Genomic DNA, 17962 nt, shown 5'->3' on the forward strand with positions numbered 1-17962 from the left:
AGAATTAACACATAAAAAAACCACTTCAATTGAAGTGGTTTTTTTATTATTATCAAATAATTATTTTATAATTTTTCCTCGATATACTCCTGAATTTTACTCGTAATAATCGGAACTGCTATCATAATCAATCCAGAGATTAAAATTTTTGTAAATCCCTTCATAGGATATTTTTTAGAAGCTTTGTCTCCAGCCCAATTTAAAGCATTTTCAACTCTCGATGATGTAAAACTAGAATCAGATTGTAAATTTTTAACAACATTAAATGCTTTATTAACAAATGAATTTTCATGCTTATTTTCAGCAACTTTCATTTGCAGCTTTAGTTTACGTTTTGCCATTCGCAAATCGTCTAAATTCTTTATAGCATTTGTTTGTCCTTTATTATTCATCGTCGTCATCTTCATCATCATCTTGGTTAGACATTGCTTCCATTGCATTTTCTATTGTAATATTTACAATAAACAATTTTAATTTCTTTCTAAATAAAATAGACAGAACCATCATCAAAAGATAAATTCCAGTTACTGCAAGGAAACCTAATCCTGTATTATCAAAATAACTTCCTAAAATAAATCCTAATGCCAAACTCCCTAATAATACTAAAAACAAAGAAAATACGGCAATGATTAACACGTAAATACCGCTAGCTAACATGTTACTCAACGAATCTACGAGATCATATTTTGCTAAAGTAATTCTATTGTTAATATAAATTTTTAGTTCATTAAACATAAAACTGATTTATTTCAGACAAAGTTAATTATAAATTTTAAGGAATATTGTATTTTGTTAAAACTAAACTCCTACGTTTTCTTGGAATTCGTCTTTTAAATCTTCTTTAGTTTGATTTGCTTTAGATTTTAAATCTTTTCCAGCTTCTTTTGCTTTTGAAACAAACTCGTCTTTTTGTTCAGCCAATTTAGCTTTAACTTCTTCTAATTTAGCTTCTAATTCTTTTTTAGTTTTTTTCGCTTTGTCAGAAAAATCATTCGCATATTTATCAAGCTCTTTTTTGTATTTATCAGCTTCTTTTTTTAATTTTTTGCGTGTGTCTTTTCCAGATTCTGGTGCATATAATAATCCTACTACTGCTCCGATTGCTGTTCCGATTGCTAAACCTGCCAATAATTTAGTTGCATTATTTAATTTACTCATAATAAAGTTTTTTTTGAGATTAAACGTTTTTTATATTTACACTCTAAAATTACAAAAACAATACCAAAAAAATCAAATGAAATTTAAAAAATTACAATAAATGTTAACATTGTCTCAAAAATCACAAAATATGCCAGCTTCTCCAATCAGAAAGTTGGTGCCATATGCTGATGAAGCAAAGAAAAGAGGAACTAAAGTTTATCACTTAAACATTGGACAACCTGATATTGAGTCGCCAAAGGCTGTTTTAGATGGATTGAAAAATTTTCCTTCTAAGATTATTTCTTATACACATTCAGAAGGAACATTGGAATATCGTCAAGCATTGACGGATTATTATAAAAATCGTGGAATAAAATTAACGCCGGAAAATTTTATTGCAACTTTAGGTGGTTCTGAAGCTTTATTATTTATTTTCGGAATTATTGCAAATCCAGGTGATGAAATTATTATTCCAGAACCTTTTTATGCGAATTACAACGGATTTACTTGTGAGAATGATGTAAATATAGTTCCTGTTCCATCAACAATAGAAAATAATTTTGCTTTACCTGCTATTGAAGAGTTTGCAAAAAAAATTACAGATAAAACTCGTGCAATTTTAATTTGTAATCCAGGAAATCCAACAGGTTATGTATATTCGAAAGAAGAATTAAATCAATTGAAAGATTTAGTTTTAGAACATGATATCTACTTGATTGCAGATGAAGTTTATGCAGAGTATTTATATACAGAAGAAGAATTTACATCAGTTTTAAGTTTTCCAGAATTAAAAGATAATGCTATTGTAATTGATTCGGAATCTAAACGTTTTTCTTTATGTGGAGCACGTTCTGGAGCTTTGATTACGCGTAATGAGAAATTCTTGAAAGCAGCAATGTTGTATGCACAAGCGCGTTTAAGTCCTGTTGAAATTTCTCAATATATTGCAACTTTAGCACATAGAAATGTAGGAACATATTTCGAAGATTGTCGTACAGAATATTTAAAACGTCGCAATACATTAGTCGAAGGTTTGAAACAAATTCCAGGAGTTGTTTGTCCAAATCCAAAAGGAGCTTTCTATTGCATGGTTCAGTTGCCAGTAGATAGTGCAGAGAAATTTGCTATTTGGTTGTTAGAATCTTTCTCATCAAATGGAGAAACAGTAATGTTAGCACCAGGAGCAGGATTTTATTCAACACCAAATTCAGGAATTCAAGAAGTTCGTTTGGCTTATGTTCTTAAAGAAGAAGATTTAGTTCGTTCTGTCGAATTATTGAAAGAAGCTTTAGAAAAATATCCAGGAACAATTAGATCATAAGAAAAATAGGAAGATGGAAATCATCGAAAATTATTCATTAAAATTATATAACACATTCGGAATAGATGCGAAAGCAAAATACTTTGCAGACGTAGCAACTATTCAAGATTTGCGAAAAGTTTTGGTTTTTCGTCGTCAAAAAGATTTACCTATTTTATTTATTGGTGGAGGAAGTAATATGCTTTTTGTTGACGATTTTCCAGGAATTGTGTTAAAATTGAACTTGAAAGGAATTGAAATCATCAATGAAGATGATGATTTTGTATATGTAAAAACGCAAGGAAGTGAGAATTGGCACAACTTTGTAGAATGGACATTGCAGAATGATTTTGGAGGATTAGAAAATCTTTCATTGATTCCTGGAAATGTAGGAACGGCTCCGATGCAAAATATTGGTGCATATGGTGTTGAGGTTAAAGATTATATTGAAGAAGTTCAAACCTTAGAATTAGAAACAGGAGAAGAGCGTACTTTTACAAACGAAGAATGTCATTTTGGTTATCGTGAATCTGTTTTCAAAAATGAGTTGAGAGGACAATATGTTTTGGTAGCAGTTACATTCAAATTAACGAAAAAGAATCATCAACTTCATGTAGATTACGGCGCAATAAAATCCGAATTGGAGAAAGAAGAAATTTTCGAACCTTCGATTCAAGAAATTAGTGCAGCTGTGATTAGAATTCGTCAAAGTAAATTACCAGATCCTTCGCAAATAGGAAATTCGGGAAGTTTCTTTAAAAATCCTGTAATTTCGATGGATGAATTTGTTGAAATTGAAAAACTTCATCCAGAAATTTCTCATTTCAAAACTGATTCAGGTGTAAAATTAGCCGCAGGTTGGCTAATAGAACATGCAGGTTGGAAAGGAAAACGTTTTGGTGATGCGGGTGTTCACGATAAACAAGCATTGGTTTTAGTGAATTATGGAAATGCAACTGGACGAGAAATTTATGAATTATCTGAACGAATTATAGAAGATGTGAAAGCCAAATATGGTGTAACATTGGTTAGAGAAGTTAATATTATACAATAAATTAAATCCCGCTTTAGGCGGGATTTTTTTATTTTTTATTTTTTTCATTTCAGAGTCAGAAGCTAAATAGTTTTTAAATACAAAATGAAGTTCTAGATTATTCTATTAATTTTTCTTCAATTTGATTGCCTTTTCATTTAATGTGATAATTTTATGCATGCTATAACATTCAAAATTATATTATATTAGCAATAACCATAAAAAATCAAAATCACAAATAAATGTCACAAACCACACAAGAAGAAAAGAAGGAAAACTTCAAACATCCTATACAAAAAGCCTATCAGCCGCAAAACAAAATACGCATTGTAACGGCTGCAGCTTTGTTTGACGGACACGATGCAGCAATCAACATTATGCGTCGCATTATACAATCTACAGGTTGCGAAGTAATTCACTTAGGTCATGATAAATCGGTAGAAGATGTTGTAAACACAGCAATTCAGGAAGATGCGAACGCTATCGCGATGACATCATATCAGGGCGGACACAACGAATACTTTAAATATATGTACGACTTGTTGCAGGAGAAAGGAGCAGGTCATATAAAGATTGTTGGCGGCGGTGGCGGCGTAATCCTCCCTACGGAGATTAACGATCTAATGGAATATGGCATCACACGTATCTATTCACCAGACGATGGTCGCGAACTAGGACTGCAAGGAATGATTAACGATATGGTAGCCAAAGCCGATTTCCCAACGATGGATCTAGTGCTTCCTGCTGGCAAAGACGTCTATCAATCGTTACAAGACAAGGACATTACCACTATCTCTCGATTAATCTCTCTGGCAGAAAACCGCGAAGAAGACTTCTTAAAGGTGTTCGACTTTGCTAAAGTAGAAGACAATTCAGCGCCAGTTTTGGGGATTACGGGTACAGGAGGAGCAGGAAAGTCGTCGATGGTAGATGAAATCGTACGCCGTTTCTTGATCGATTTCCCTGAGAAATCAATTGCTTTAGTGTCTGTAGATCCTTCGAAGAAGAAGACGGGCGGAGCATTATTAGGCGATCGTATCCGCATGAACTCCATTAATAATCCTCGTGTTTACATGCGTTCATTGGCAACTCGTCAGTCAAACTTGGCGTTGTCGCGCTATGTAGAAGAAGCGATTCAAGTGTTGAAAACAGCAAAATATGACTTAATCATCCTCGAAACATCAGGTATCGGGCAGTCAGACACCGAGATTTTAGACCATTCAGATGCGTCATTATACATCATGACACCTGAGTTTGGTGCTGCAACACAGTTAGAAAAGATTGATATGCTAGACTTTGCCGACATTGTTGCTATCAACAAATTCGATAAACGTGGCGCATTAGATGCTCTACGAGACGTGAAAAAACAATATCAACGTAACCATAATCTATGGGATATCAACCCAGATGATATGCCAGTTTACGGCACGATTGCTTCACAATTCAACGACCCAGGGACTAATCAATTGTACAAATCGATTATAGACAAAGTGGTCGAAAAGACAGGAGCAGACTTGGTTTCGTCTTTCGAGATTACAAAAGAGATGTCAGAGAAGATATTCGTTATCCCACCTTCTCGCACGCGTTACCTTTCCGAGATTGCAGAAAACAACCGAGGATATGACAATAAGACAGTTGTACAAAAGGATGTAGCGCAGAAGTTGTACGGTATTTTTAAAACAATCGAAACTATTTCGGGTAAGTTACCTGCCTTAACACAGCACGGAATAGAAGTTATCGGTACAGAAAACGAAGAGCTTTCTAAGGTATTATTAGCAGAGTTCGATAAGCTGAAACTTAACTTAGATCCTTACAATTGGGAAGTAATAACGACTTGGGACGACAAGGTAAACAAGTACAAGAACCCTGTATATTCGTTCAAAGTTCGCGATAAAGAGATTAAGATTCAAACGCATTCCGAATCATTATCGCACTTACAAATACCAAAAGTTGCCTTACCAAAGTACGAGGCTTGGGGCGATATTTTACGTTGGGTACTGCAAGAAAACGTACCGGGCGAGTTTCCTTTTACATCAGGACTGTACCCTTTCAAGCGTGAAGGAGAGGATCCTACACGTATGTTTGCAGGCGAAGGTGGACCAGAACGTACCAATCGCCGTTTCCATTATGTGTCAAAAGGTATGCCTGCCAAACGCCTTTCAACAGCTTTCGACTCGGTAACTTTATATGGTAACGACCCGGGGCATCGCCCAGATATATACGGTAAAATTGGGAATGCAGGCGTTTCTATTTGTTGCTTAGATGACGCGAAGAAACTCTATTCAGGCTTCGATTTATCACATACTATGACGTCTGTTTCCATGACAATTAACGGTCCAGCACCTATGTTATTAGGCTTCTTTATGAATGCTGCTATCGATCAGAATTGTGAAAAGTACATAAAAGAACATGAATTAGAAGCGGAGGTCGAAGCAAAAATTAAGGCAATTTATGAAGATAAAGGCTTAGAAAGACCTCGATACAATGGCGATTTACCAGAGGGTAATGATGGATTGGGATTGATGTTATTAGGTGTAACAGGAGATCAAGTGCTGCCTGCTGATGTCTATGCAGACATTAAAAAGAATACATTGGCACAAGTTCGCGGTACAGTTCAGGCTGATATCTTGAAAGAAGATCAGGCACAAAACACCTGTATCTTCTCTACAGAGTTCGCTTTGCGCCTTATGGGTGATGTACAAGAATACTTTATCAAAGAGAATGTCCGCAACTTTTATTCTGTGTCTATCTCTGGGTATCACATCGCAGAAGCTGGTGCAAATCCTGTAACACAGCTAGCTTTCACTTTGGCAAACGGCTTCACTTATGTCGAATATTACTTGTCGCGTGGTATGGATATCAATGCTTTTGGTCCAAACCTATCGTTCTTTTTCTCGAATGGTATCGACCCAGAGTACTCTGTCATAGGTCGTGTGGCTCGTCGTATATGGGCAAAAGCCTTGAAACAAAAGTACGGAGCGAATGAACGTGCCCAAATGTTGAAGTATCATATACAGACATCTGGACGCTCTTTGCACGCACAAGAGATTGATTTTAACGATATTCGCACTACATTACAAGCTTTATATGCCATTTATGATAACTGTAATTCGCTACATACCAATGCGTATGATGAAGCGATTACTACGCCAACAGAAGAATCTGTACGCAGAGCAATGGCAATACAATTGATTATTAATAAAGAGTTAGGACTTGCAAAGAATGAGAATCCAATACAAGGTTCTTTCATTATCGAAGAGTTGACTGACTTGGTAGAAGAGGCAGTCCTAACAGAGTTCGACCGTATAACTGAGCGAGGGGGCGTGTTGGGTGCAATGGAAACAATGTATCAACGATCTAAGATACAAGAAGAATCATTGTATTACGAGACGTTAAAGCACAACGGACAGTTCCCGATTATCGGTGTTAATACGTTCCTAAGTGCCTCAGGCTCGAAGACAGTTGTTCCAGCAGAAGTTATTCGTGCAACGGAAGAAGAGAAGCAATTCCAGATAAGAACGAAAGAAAACTTGCATAATGTAAAGGCAGAAGAAGAGAAAGCACAGCTTGCTCATATACAAGAGGTGGCAGTAAGAAATCAAAACATCTTCGAGGCTTTAATGGATGCTACTAAGGTTTGTTCGCTTGGGCAAATAACAGACGCTTTGTTCAAAGTGGGCGGACAATACAGACGTAATATGTAATTGATACAATATTAAATTATTATAAAAGTCTCACATTTGTGAGACTTTTTATTTAAATATTATTTTAGATAAATCAATTTCGTACTCATCTGAGTATTCATATTCTATTTTGATTGTATTCGAATTTATAAATTCAATTTTCTTATCGCATGAGTAGCTACAACTTTCAACAAGAATTGGAAAGTACAGTTTTTTATTTTTATCATATCCAATCAAATTACCTCTAAAATATGAATTAATGATATAATTATCATTCTCAATTTTTGTAGAAGAATTACCACCAATTTTAAATAAATTATCAGTGTAATAGGTTGAATAAATTTGATTTATTGGTTCTAGATTTCCTGAACCGAAATGACTATCTACATTATTATCTGTTTGCCATTTTTCTTCATAATCTTTATAATCATCTTCTTTTTTGTTTGTTTTTTGATAAATAAAACTAGAAGTTTTTGAAAAATTTAATAAAGTATTTTCTATTTCTTTAGGAATATTATTTTTTTCAAAATCACCTTTAATACATTCATTACAAACAGGAGAAAAGTAACCTGTATAGGTAAGAGAATAATTCTCTTTTATGTTTTTAGTATTAATCATCCAGAAGTATACAGATTTTACATTGATAGCTCTTCCCATAAAATCAGTCCTAGCTGAAAAAAATAAAAAAGGTTTATTTTGAAAAGTTTCAACATTGATGCTTGTACTATCTATTGTTAAATATGTCCAATCTAGATTTAATAAATCAACTGACTTTCGTTTATTAGAATTTGAAATTGATTCAACTTTCAAAACAATTGCAGTATCTGAATAAAAATAAGGATCTGATTGATTTTTATTTGGAACAAAAACTCTTAGTAAATTATTATTTTTATTTGAATAAAAAATATTTGTTGATTTAATAGAATCCTCTATTTGAGTAGTTGCAATATTTTGAGGTGAATCTAGATTTGCGTAAGTTTTATCTTCTTTATGACAAGAAATTAGAGATAAGAATATTAATAATATCAAAAAAAAATTGATTTTCATTGTTTTAGGATAGTTGATTAATTATTAAATATACTAAAAAAAATATGACATTTTATATCATCTTTGTAATCGTAATAAATAACAATGAAAGACTTCTTACTTAAAAAAGATATTCAAGTTTCACTGAAACGATACTTTATAGATGCTATGGGAGCAATGGCTTATGGGCTGTTTGCTACGTTACTTGTAGGCACAATCTTGAAAACAATAGGAGAGGAGCTAGGTATTACTTTTTTGACAGATACCGTTTGGCCAGTAGCTAATCAAGCAACAGGACCAGCAATTGCACTTGCTATAGCTTATAGTTTGCGTGCGCCACAATTGGTTTTGTTCTCTTCTGCGGTTGTAGGAATTGCGTCTTATCAATTAGGAGGACCTTTAGGAGTTTTTATTGCCACAGTAGTTGCGGTAGAAATAGGGAAGATGGTAGCAGGAGAAACACGTATAGATATTGTAATAACACCTGTTGTAACTGTATTAGTAGGCGTAATATTGGCTCAGATAATAGGTCCGTCTGTACAACAAATAATGAAATGGATTGGAGAAGTAATCATGTTATCTACCGATTCTAACCCGCTTATCATGGGAATTGTAGTGGCTGTTATTGTCGGAATGGTGCTGACATTACCTATTTCATCAGCAGCTTTGTGTCTTATGCTAGAGCTAGATGGCTTAGCTGCAGGCGCAGCTACGATAGGTTGTTGCGCACAAATGATAGGTTTTGCAACGATAAGTTTTAAGGATAATGGCTTGAAAGGAGTTTTAGCACAAGGACTTGGAACAAGTATGTTGCAGGTTCCCAATATCTATAAGAACTGGAAAATCTGGATTCCACCCACATTATCATCGGCAATCATAGGTCCTATCGCTATCATTTACTTTAATATGGAGAACACAGCACTCGAATCAGGAATGGGTTCTTGCGGTTTGGTTGGGCAAATAGGAACGTTCAACGCCATGAAAGCTAACTATAGTGCGACTTATATATTAGCTTCAATTTTGATTTTACAACTTATCGCTCCCGCAATTCTATCTTATTTAATCTATCTTTTTATGAGAAAAAAGAACTGGATAAAAGCTGGTGATATGAAGTTGGGATGAGTAAATACATAAGATAATATGCCTTTATAGAGTTGTTTTCTAACGGTTTGATTAAAGTCTGTACAGGTTTGTTCACTTTTTTGTGTGCTTTGAAAAGGGAGAACAATGCAGATTCAATTAATAACCTATAACTTTGGAAAAAAATTTACAAAATGACTTTAGCCGAGCTAAAACACTTGTTTATAGAAAAATTGCAATCACTTTATAATAAAGAAGAAGCTTCTCATATGTTCATGATTTATGTGGAAGACAAGTTGAACCTTGATTTAAGAAGTGATCAGAACCTTGATTTAACGGATGAAATACTGGTAGATTTAGAAGATTTAGCAGCAGGAAAACCAATACAACATATTACTGGAAAGGCTTTTTTCTACAATGATTTCTTTTTTGTAAACGAACATACATTGATTCCTCGACCAGAAACAGAAGAATTAATCGAATTGATTCATAATGATAATCATGAGAATCAGGAAATTTCTATCATCGATTTGGGTACAGGAACAGGTTGTATACCTATTTCTTTGGCAAAGTTATTCCCAACAGCTGAGGTTTCGGCATTAGATGTTTCGGAAAAAGCCTTGGAAATTGCCCGATTAAATGCTGAAAACCTAAAGGTTAATGTGAAATTTCATCACAAAGATTTATTGGAAGATATTCAATTAAGTGAAAAATTTGATGTTATTATTTCCAATCCGCCTTATATCCGAAATCTAGAAAAAGAGGAAATGCATCAAAATGTTTTAGGCTTCGAGCCACATTTGGCATTATTTGTAGACAACGAAAATCCATTGATTTTTTATGAGCGAATAATTGCATTTGCCAAAAATCATCTAAAAGAAAATGGTAAAATCTATTGCGAAATCAATCAATATTTAGCAGAAGAAACAAAGGAATTGTTTGAAAAACAATTTGATAATGTCATAACATATAAAGATATTTCTGGTAATTATCGTATGATAAGCGCTTCAAATCAATAATTATTCACAAAACTCTTGGTTTATTTTTTATAAATTTCTAAATTTAAAACTTGAATTAATTACAATTTGGTATTAAAATTGTTAGAAAAGATTCTATTATTAAAACATTAAATAAAGTACTATGAAAAAATTATTTGTATTAGTAGCAGTTGCATCATTATCATTTGCTACATCTTGTAAACAAGAAGGATCAAAAACAGTTGAAACTGATGTAACAGTAGATTCACTAGGTAATGATTCTACAGCAGTTATTGAAGAAACTACAACTACAACAACAGTATCAGAATCAGATGCTAAAGCAAAATTAGATGAGGCTAAAAAATCATTAGAAGAAGCAAAAGCTAAAGGAGATCAAGCTGCTACAGAAGCTGCTCAAAAAGCTTATGATGACGCTAATAATGCTTGGATAAAAGCAAAAGCTGATGTAGATGCTGCTGCTAAAGATGTAAAAGCAGGTGTAAACGATGCTGTAGATAAAGTAAATGTAGAAGCTGATAAAGCGAAAGCTGATGTAAATGCTGCTGCAAAAGACGCTAAAGCAGACATTAATGCTGCTGCTAAAGATGTAAAAGCTGAAGCAAAAGAAGCTGGAGAAAAAGCGAAAGAAGGATATAACAATACGTTAGATAAATTAAAAGCAAAATAATTTTCGAATAATTATTGCTAACTTAGCCTTGAGAAATCTCAAGGCTATTTTTTTATGTTAAATTTTAGAGAAGCAAAAAAGACAGAAGCTACATCGATAGCAGAATTAATGATGTTAGCAATGGATAAAATCGTTTATGATTTTATTGGAAAAACAGATTATAATGAAGGAGTTCAATTTTTGAAAAAATTAATCGAACAAGAAGATAATCAATACAGTTACAAGAATACAATTGTTGTAGAATATGACAACCAATTTGCTGGTACTACTACTTTTTATGATGGAGGAAAGTTAGATGAACTACGTAAACCAGTTTTAGAATTATTGGAGAAAGAATATAATCAAGTTATTCATCCACAGGACGAAACACAAGCTGGAGAAATATATATTGATACAATTGCCGTATCCGAAGATTTCAGAGGAAAAGGAATCGGTTCTAATACATTAGATTATTTGATTGAGGAAATTGGAAACAAGCAAGGTAAAACTTTGGGTTTGTTAGTAGATTTTACAAATCCGAATGCTAAGAAATTGTATGAAAGAAAAGGTTTTGAAGTTGTTGGAGAAAAAACGTTGATGAGCGAAAATCATGAGCATATGCAATACAAACCAAAACAATAGATAATAAAAAAGAGCTTTTTGTAAAGCTCTTTTTTATTTCATTACGCCTAATTGCGTTAAGATTTTTTCTTCGTATGGATCGATTGTAAATTGTTCAAATTTCACAAAAGTTTTTCCATCTTTTAAATATCCTAATTGATAATTTTTTCGAACAACAGGCTGATTTTCGAAACTTTCTAGAATTGGTAATTCAGAAATTGGATCTAAAATTCGTTCATTTTTGGTTGTAATAAGTCCGAAATGCATCAAATAATTTTCTTTTGATAAAAAATAAGGAAAATATGCCAAAATATCTGGACGTTCAACTTTCAATGATGTAGATTCTCCAAAAGTTGCAAAATTTTCATCAACCGGAATTAAATATTCATATTGATAATCAATCAATAATTGATTATTTTTATTAATCATTCCCCATTTTCCATCTTTTTCCACACCAGCTAATCCAGCTCTAAAATCTGTACAACCATCATATTCAAATGGAATTACGGTTTTATTTAATAAGTCAATAAAACCCCATTTTCCATTTTTTTTTACAGCACAAATATTTTCAATAAAATCACTTGTTAAATCGTATTCAAAAGGAATTAAGATTTGGTTAGATTTTGTTATAAATCCCCATTTCTCATTTTTTTGTGCACTATATGCATTAATGGTTGTAAGAACAAGTTTTTGATATTCAAATGGAACAATGACGTTTCCTTGTTTATCTATTAAGCCAAATTTATTATCAATAGATATAGGAGCCAAGTGATTGCGATCAAAGACTGTTAATTCTTCGAAAGTAGTAGTTTCTTTGTGGATGAAATCATCAAATTGGTCTGTATCTTTTGGTAATATTTTAGTCATAATTCTATAATTCGATGCAAAAATAATTAATCAAAAATAAATAGTTTCTATATTAATTTTAAAATATCCGTTTTTAAGCTTTTTTTGTAAATTAAATTCTTATTTTTGTGGGAAAACTAAAAGTAAAACCTATGAATATTTTTACTAAACTATTTTTTACAGCAACGATTTTGACCAGTAGTTTTGTTGCAGCACAACAAGATAGTATAAACATTATTAATTTACCTACAACGATTAATAAAGATTATTCTTTTGATGGAATATGGAAAATTTCTAATGATGGAAATACTTCTAATTTCAAAATTTCTGGAGGAAAATTGACAAACTATTCAAACAAAACAAGTCAGAATTTATTTCTTGATCTATATTTTGTTCCCTCAAAATCTTCTTTAGATTTATATGATTTGCCAAACAAGATAAATACGAATGCGCAACTTGGTCAATTAGAAGGGAATGGTACAAGTTTTAATAATGTAATTGTTACTTTTAAAGGTTCGGATGTACAATTATTATCTCAAGGAGATTATGTGCCAATTTTATTATTGAAGGATAGAGAAACTAATTCTATTTTGAATTATAAAATATTGAGCAACAAAATTTCATTAGATTCTAATAATATATTGATAGATAGAGTTGTAGATAATGCTGAATTACCAATATTAACAGAAGAAAATACATTAGCTTCTACAAAATATATAGATGCTACTTTATCTGATATATACACAACAGTTGAGAGTTCTTTGGATATAGAGAATGCAAACAAAAAAGTAAAATTATCAGGTGTTTGGAAGTTAGAAATAGATTTTAATACTTTAATGGTTACAGTTGATGGAATTAATAATTCTATTCAGAACTTGGGTTCAAAACCAACGAATAAATTAAAATTATTGGTTTATTTTTCAAGACAAGATATTTATGAAGTGAAAGAAATTGATGGTTTTGAATTATTAAACTTTGATTTGTCTCCAATTTCTGGGAATACGAAATTAGAAAAACTAAGCTTTAATTCTAATATAACTAAATTGGTTCCTGCAGGAGAATATTATCCAATCTTAGTACTTACAGAGAGAAATGATCAAGGTAATTATATCATAAAATCTACATTAGGATTAGGAGAGAAATATATTTGGAAATAAGAATTTACATCACAATAAAATAAAAAAGCAACGATTATTTCGTTGCTTTTTTATTTACATATTTTTGGATAAAGAATATTATATTTTATTTCGATAAGCTAGTATTTTATCAATACGATTACCGTCTTTGTCTACGATTTCTAAAGTTAAATCTGCTACTTCAACTTTATCACCAACATTAGGAATTGTTTCGTATTTGTCCAAGAAAATTCCTGCAACTGTCACATATCTATTTTCAATTTCTTCATCAATATCAATATCAAAAAACTTCTCGAATTCATAAATAGAAAATTGTCCATCTATTAACCATGTTCCATCATCACGTTTTACAATTTCATAATCTTCTTCATGATCTTCAGGAGTATCGCCAACTAATTCATCTAAAATATCATTTATTGTCACAATTCCTGCCGTTGTACCATATTCATCCAAAATAATTGCAAAATGTGCTTGTGAATTTTGTAACATTTCTAATAACGGATAACTAAACGAATTTTCATTGACAAAAATAGGTTTGTGTATAAATTTTTTCAAGCTAAAATCTTCTTTGTTCACTCCAAACATATCTTTTAGTTTTAGAATTCCGACGATTTCATCTAAATTATTATTCTTTGTAACAGGATAAGCTGAATATTTATTTTTTTTCACTTTTGAGCGCGCTTTTTCATAATCATCAGAAATATCTAATGATGTAATTTCTGAACGATGCGTAGCTAATGTATTTACCCGACGATCTCCAAGTTCAAAAACTCTTTCTAAGATTTCGTGTTCTTTTTGTTGAATTTCACCACCTTCTGTACTTTCTTTGATGATGTTTTTGATTTCTTCTTCAGAAACAACTTCGTTATCATCGTCTTTAATTCCGAATAATTTTAAGAAAAAATTGTTTGTAACAGTTAACAACCATACAAATGGAGAAGTTATTAGAGATAACCATTTCATTGGTTTTGAAACAAAGGTAGAAACGGCTTCTGGAAATTTCATTCCCAAACGTTTTGGTAATAATTCGCCAAATACAATTGAAAAATATGTAATAATAACAACCATTATGATTGGAGAAAGTGTTTTAGCATAAGGAGCAATGAAAGAAACAGATGTTAAAAATTCTGTTAAATCTGCAGTCAATTTATCTCCAGAAAAAACACCTAACAATATACCAATTAAAGTAATTCCTATTTGTACAGTAGATAAGAATTTATTCGGATTTTCAACAAGTTCTAAAGCTGTTTTAGCACCAGAACTTCCCTTTTTCATTTGATTTTCTAATTTGAATTTCCTTGAAGAAACAAGAGCCATTTCTGACATTGAAAAAATCCCGTTCAATAAAATCAATACAATTATTATAACAATCTCCACTTTTATTTTTTAATTTTGATAAAAATAAACCAAAATCTAATACCTATCATAATGTCACAATTTAATATTATGAAATTTTCTTATTTAGTTTTACTTGCATTTATGTTAAACGCAGGATGTGCTTTCGGCAGTAATGAACAAACAGTGGAAGAAAGAGATACTATATCACCAATTTTTACAACAGCAGAATTGATTGGAAAAGGAAGTCCTACGATGGTTGGGAAGGAATATAAACTATTGCCTGAAGTTGCAAAACAGTTTGAATTGATGAAAGCTGATGCACAAAAAGCAGGTTTTAAGATACAAGTAGTTTCGAGTTATAGAAACTATACGTACCAAAATGGAATTTGGGAACGCAAGTATAAAGCGAATCAGGCAAAGAAAATTGCTGCAAAACAAAACATTGATAAGATTATTGAATATTCTACAATACCAGGAACATCTCGTCATCATTGGGGAACAGATCTAGATATTATAGATGGAACGCGCGGAATGCCTTCTGATCCATTAAATGAAAAGCATTTTAACGAAGGTGGCTCAATGCATAAATTTAAGCTTTGGTTAGATGAGAATGCATCGAAATATGGTTTTTATTTAGTTTATACAGATGATCCGACAAGAAAAGGATTTAAGTACGAACCTTGGCATTTTACGTACAAGGCAATTTCGAAACCAATGTTACAAGCTTATAAAAATCTTGATATTAAAAAGGTTTTACAGGAGAATAAATTAATGGGAAGTGAAAACTTTACAGATGATTTTATAGAAAAATATAAAAGAGAAAATATATTGGATGTAAATCCTGTTATTAAATAATAAAAACTCCATTTTGGAGCTTTTTTTGTAGTATCTTAGATAAAAATTAAACTAATATATTTTCTGATGAAATTAAGATTTTTCATATCGTTTTTTTTGAGCATGAGTTTATTAACTTTTGCAAAACAATCGATTGTGAGAGATTTAGATGGAGATGGAAAATTCGATAAAGTTTCAATCAATTTTGAAACTAAAAAAATAGAGTTTTTACTTTCTGATAACTCATATAAAAAACAAACAAGTTTAGCGTTTAATGAATTAGATCGACATGCGACGATTGAAGAAACAAAAAAAGGTTTCAAGATTATAAATAAAATTGGAGATGTGTTATTTACATCGTATTTTAAGTATAATCGTCAAACAAAAAGAATAGAATTATCTATGATAAAACGTTCTATTGTATCGGAAGATCACTCAAAAGAAAATGGAGAATCAACGTTTATTTCAGCTACAAAGGAATTTATTGCGAAATGGACAAGTTTAGATAAATTATCAAATAAAGTAATAGCTTTACCAACCTTGAAAACTAAAATTGATTTGGATGTTATTTCCTTGAATAATTTCAATGATACATTCCTGAACGAATTTAATCAACAAAGTTTAGCTTTTTACAAAGCAGAAATTTCTAAGCAGGAATAATTATTGCTCCAAATCGATTGTTCTAAATGTTAAATTAATTCGAGGTGAATTTACTTTTTTTGTAGGAGGCAAGCGATGTAACCAATAATCTTGTGTTTCATTTTTCATTATCAATAAACTTCCACTTGAAAGATTTAATGAAATCACTTCTTTGGTTTCTTTGTGTTTAAAACCAAACTTACGTTCGGCACCAAAGCTAAGAGATGCAATTGCACCATGTCGTTTTAATTGTTTTTCAGCATCGCTATGCCAAGCCATTCCTTCAGAACCATTATGATATAAATTCACCAAACAAGAATTGTAGCTTTCACCTGTTTTTAGCTCAACTAATTTTTTCAATTCAAGCAAAGTTTCAGTCCAAGGCAAAGCTGTTTTTGTAATTTTAGAATAAGTATAAGCAAATGGAAAATCTCCGTACCAAGCTATTTTTCGTTTGGTTTCAATTAATTTACCAAAAATAATCGCTTGATCGTTTTTCCATTCAATTTCATTCATCAATATAGAATAGTAATTATGAGCTTCCTCATCGCTCATAATTTGTCCAAAATAATTTACTGTTCCATTTTTTGGTAATAAATTTTTTTGTTCGTCAAATAAATCATTAAATATATCCATAGAACGAAGATATATTATATTTTAAATACTTTCTTATGAAATAATTATTTGTTTTCTTCTGCAAGAATATAATAGTCCATATTTTTCTTAATAAGAGCTATTTTATTTTTGTTTGTTATCCAGATTTTGATAGGATTTTTATCTGAAATTGCAGATTTAAATCTTTTTGAAAAAATAGATTTTATATTAGGGTCATTTTCAATTGTATACTTAGGCTCCCCATATAATTCAGTAATGTAGTTGCTTAGATATTTGAAATTTTTTTCTGCTGAAATTATTTCATAGTCACTATTATTATTGTCTAAGTCATCCCATGAGTTACTTAAAAGGATATTTGGAGTATCATTTTTAATTGTATTATATAAAGCTAGAGTGTTTGAAGTAGCATGATTTATATAACCTGAATTCTGTTCTGAGATTTCAAATTGATTCCAATTTGTATTAAGAAAATCCTTACTGTTTGTTATATTTATTGTGAGTTTATCTTCAATAATAATTTTATTATTTTTATATCCTATTAAAGTGGCTACTTTTTCTCCAGTAGTATAAAAATGATGTCCCCACAATGTAGTAGATGTAAGACCTGGACCTGTATAATCTGCAATTTTTTCTGTATTATTTCCTTCAGAAGTTTTAAATACAATCGAATCAAAAATTTCAGGATAATATCCTTGAGGATACTTAGGGTCATAAGAGGGAGTAAAAATAACCATCTCTAAAATGTTATTTTCATTCTTATCTACTTTAAGTTTTAAATTAGGTTGCTTTTCTTCAATAATATTATCTGTATCATCTATAGAATCGTCTGTACAAGAAATTATGGCAGTTAAAGAAAATAAACAAAGTGTTAATTTAATATAGTTCATTATATTTTGGTTTAGTTATTTATCGAAAGTAATTTAATATTTTAAATAGGGCAAATTATATGATAAATAGCATTATTTAGAATTGTTATAATTAATTTTAATCTCAAAAAAGAAATTTATATCATTTTAGTAAATTCTTA

The 17962-nt window shown here is 31.3% G+C and carries 18 protein-coding genes; 10 read left to right on the forward strand and 8 right to left on the reverse strand.

Going from position 1 to position 17962, the window contains the following annotated elements; genetic code table 11:
- Positions 1–65: 65 nt before the first annotated feature.
- From ACMHJW_RS11220 to ACMHJW_RS11230, 3 genes are all read right to left on the reverse strand, one after another.
- A complete protein-coding gene (locus ACMHJW_RS11220; protein ID WP_413533507.1) occupies positions 66–392 on the reverse strand; it encodes a hypothetical protein in 327 nt (108 codons plus the stop codon).
- Positions 385–735 carry a phage holin family protein gene (locus ACMHJW_RS11225; RefSeq protein WP_413533508.1) on the reverse strand — a complete coding sequence of 117 codons (351 nt, stop codon included), beginning with the start codon at positions 733–735 and terminating at the stop codon, positions 385–387. The genes ACMHJW_RS11220 and ACMHJW_RS11225 overlap by 8 nt, the downstream gene beginning before the upstream one ends.
- Positions 736–798: 63 nt before the next feature.
- Entirely contained in the window at positions 799–1158 is a 360-nt protein-coding gene (locus ACMHJW_RS11230; RefSeq protein WP_413533509.1) for a YtxH domain-containing protein, read from the reverse strand.
- Between the two features lie 100 nt (positions 1159–1258).
- Between ACMHJW_RS11230 and ACMHJW_RS11235 the strand changes: the two genes are divergently transcribed.
- The 3 genes from ACMHJW_RS11235 (at position 1259) to ACMHJW_RS11245 (ending at position 7177) form a co-directional block, all read left to right on the forward strand.
- Positions 1259–2461 carry a pyridoxal phosphate-dependent aminotransferase gene (locus ACMHJW_RS11235; RefSeq protein WP_413533510.1) on the forward strand — a complete coding sequence of 401 codons (1203 nt, stop codon included), beginning with the start codon at positions 1259–1261 and terminating at the stop codon, positions 2459–2461.
- 13 nt (positions 2462–2474) lie between these two features.
- Positions 2475–3494 (forward strand): UDP-N-acetylmuramate dehydrogenase, encoded by a 1020-nt coding sequence (gene murB / locus ACMHJW_RS11240; RefSeq protein WP_413533511.1) that lies wholly within the window; start codon positions 2475–2477, stop codon positions 3492–3494.
- Between the two features lie 221 nt (positions 3495–3715).
- Positions 3716–7177 (forward strand): methylmalonyl-CoA mutase family protein, encoded by a 3462-nt coding sequence (locus ACMHJW_RS11245; protein ID WP_413533512.1) that lies wholly within the window; start codon positions 3716–3718, stop codon positions 7175–7177.
- Positions 7178–7225: 48 nt separating this feature from the next.
- Here the strand turns inward: ACMHJW_RS11245 and ACMHJW_RS11250 are convergent, their stop codons facing one another.
- Positions 7226–8203 carry a hypothetical protein gene (locus tag ACMHJW_RS11250; protein WP_413533513.1) on the reverse strand — a complete coding sequence of 326 codons (978 nt, stop codon included), beginning with the start codon at positions 8201–8203 and terminating at the stop codon, positions 7226–7228.
- An 84-nt stretch (positions 8204–8287) separates the two neighbouring features.
- Between ACMHJW_RS11250 and ACMHJW_RS11255 the strand changes: the two genes are divergently transcribed.
- The 4 genes from ACMHJW_RS11255 to ACMHJW_RS11270 all read left to right on the forward strand — a co-directional run bounded on the left by ACMHJW_RS11255 (position 8288) and on the right by ACMHJW_RS11270 (position 11548).
- A complete protein-coding gene (locus ACMHJW_RS11255) occupies positions 8288–9304 on the forward strand; it encodes a PTS transporter subunit IIC (protein ID WP_413533514.1) in 1017 nt (338 codons plus the stop codon).
- A gap of 152 nt (positions 9305–9456) precedes the next feature.
- Positions 9457–10281 carry a peptide chain release factor N(5)-glutamine methyltransferase gene (prmC, locus tag ACMHJW_RS11260; RefSeq protein ID WP_413533515.1) on the forward strand — a complete coding sequence of 275 codons (825 nt, stop codon included), beginning with the start codon at positions 9457–9459 and terminating at the stop codon, positions 10279–10281.
- A gap of 121 nt (positions 10282–10402) precedes the next feature.
- Complete coding sequence (locus ACMHJW_RS11265; protein WP_413533516.1) at positions 10403–10927, forward strand: hypothetical protein; 525 nt, start codon at positions 10403–10405, stop codon at positions 10925–10927.
- Positions 10928–10981: 54 nt separating this feature from the next.
- Positions 10982–11548 carry a GNAT family N-acetyltransferase gene (locus ACMHJW_RS11270; protein WP_413533517.1) on the forward strand — a complete coding sequence of 189 codons (567 nt, stop codon included), beginning with the start codon at positions 10982–10984 and terminating at the stop codon, positions 11546–11548.
- Positions 11549–11581: 33 nt separating this feature from the next.
- Here the strand turns inward: ACMHJW_RS11270 and ACMHJW_RS11275 are convergent, their stop codons facing one another.
- On the reverse strand, positions 11582–12394 hold the full coding sequence (locus ACMHJW_RS11275; protein WP_413533518.1) for a WG repeat-containing protein: 813 nt from the start codon (positions 12392–12394) through the stop codon (positions 11582–11584).
- Positions 12395–12525: 131 nt separating this feature from the next.
- Between ACMHJW_RS11275 and ACMHJW_RS11280 the strand changes: the two genes are divergently transcribed.
- The gene (locus ACMHJW_RS11280) at positions 12526–13530 is read left to right on the forward strand and encodes a hypothetical protein (protein ID WP_413533519.1); all 1005 of its coding nucleotides are present in this window, start codon (positions 12526–12528) and stop codon (positions 13528–13530) included.
- Between the two features lie 78 nt (positions 13531–13608).
- Here ACMHJW_RS11280 and ACMHJW_RS11285 read toward each other — a convergent pair whose 3' ends face one another.
- A complete protein-coding gene (locus tag ACMHJW_RS11285; RefSeq protein ID WP_413533520.1) occupies positions 13609–14886 on the reverse strand; it encodes a hemolysin family protein in 1278 nt (425 codons plus the stop codon).
- A 69-nt stretch (positions 14887–14955) separates the two neighbouring features.
- Here ACMHJW_RS11285 and ACMHJW_RS11290 point away from each other — a divergent pair, with 69 nt between their 5' ends.
- Together ACMHJW_RS11290 and ACMHJW_RS11295 are read left to right on the forward strand one after the other, a co-directional pair.
- A complete protein-coding gene (locus tag ACMHJW_RS11290; protein WP_413533521.1) occupies positions 14956–15702 on the forward strand; it encodes a M15 family metallopeptidase in 747 nt (248 codons plus the stop codon).
- Between the two features lie 102 nt (positions 15703–15804).
- Positions 15805–16341, forward strand: a complete 537-nt coding sequence (locus ACMHJW_RS11295) for a hypothetical protein (protein ID WP_413533522.1) — start codon at positions 15805–15807, stop codon at positions 16339–16341.
- Here the strand turns inward: ACMHJW_RS11295 and ACMHJW_RS11300 are convergent, their stop codons facing one another.
- Positions 16342–16956 carry an alpha-ketoglutarate-dependent dioxygenase AlkB family protein gene (locus ACMHJW_RS11300; protein WP_413533523.1) on the reverse strand — a complete coding sequence of 205 codons (615 nt, stop codon included), beginning with the start codon at positions 16954–16956 and terminating at the stop codon, positions 16342–16344. It lies immediately after the preceding gene.
- 44 nt (positions 16957–17000) lie between these two features.
- Positions 17001–17822 (reverse strand): hypothetical protein, encoded by an 822-nt coding sequence (locus ACMHJW_RS11305; protein ID WP_413533524.1) that lies wholly within the window; start codon positions 17820–17822, stop codon positions 17001–17003.
- Positions 17823–17962 lie beyond the last annotated feature (140 nt).

The sequence above is a fragment of the Empedobacter brevis genome (genome assembly GCF_965118635.1).
GTDB classification, from domain to species: Bacteria; Bacteroidota; Bacteroidia; order Flavobacteriales; family Weeksellaceae; genus Empedobacter; species Empedobacter brevis_A.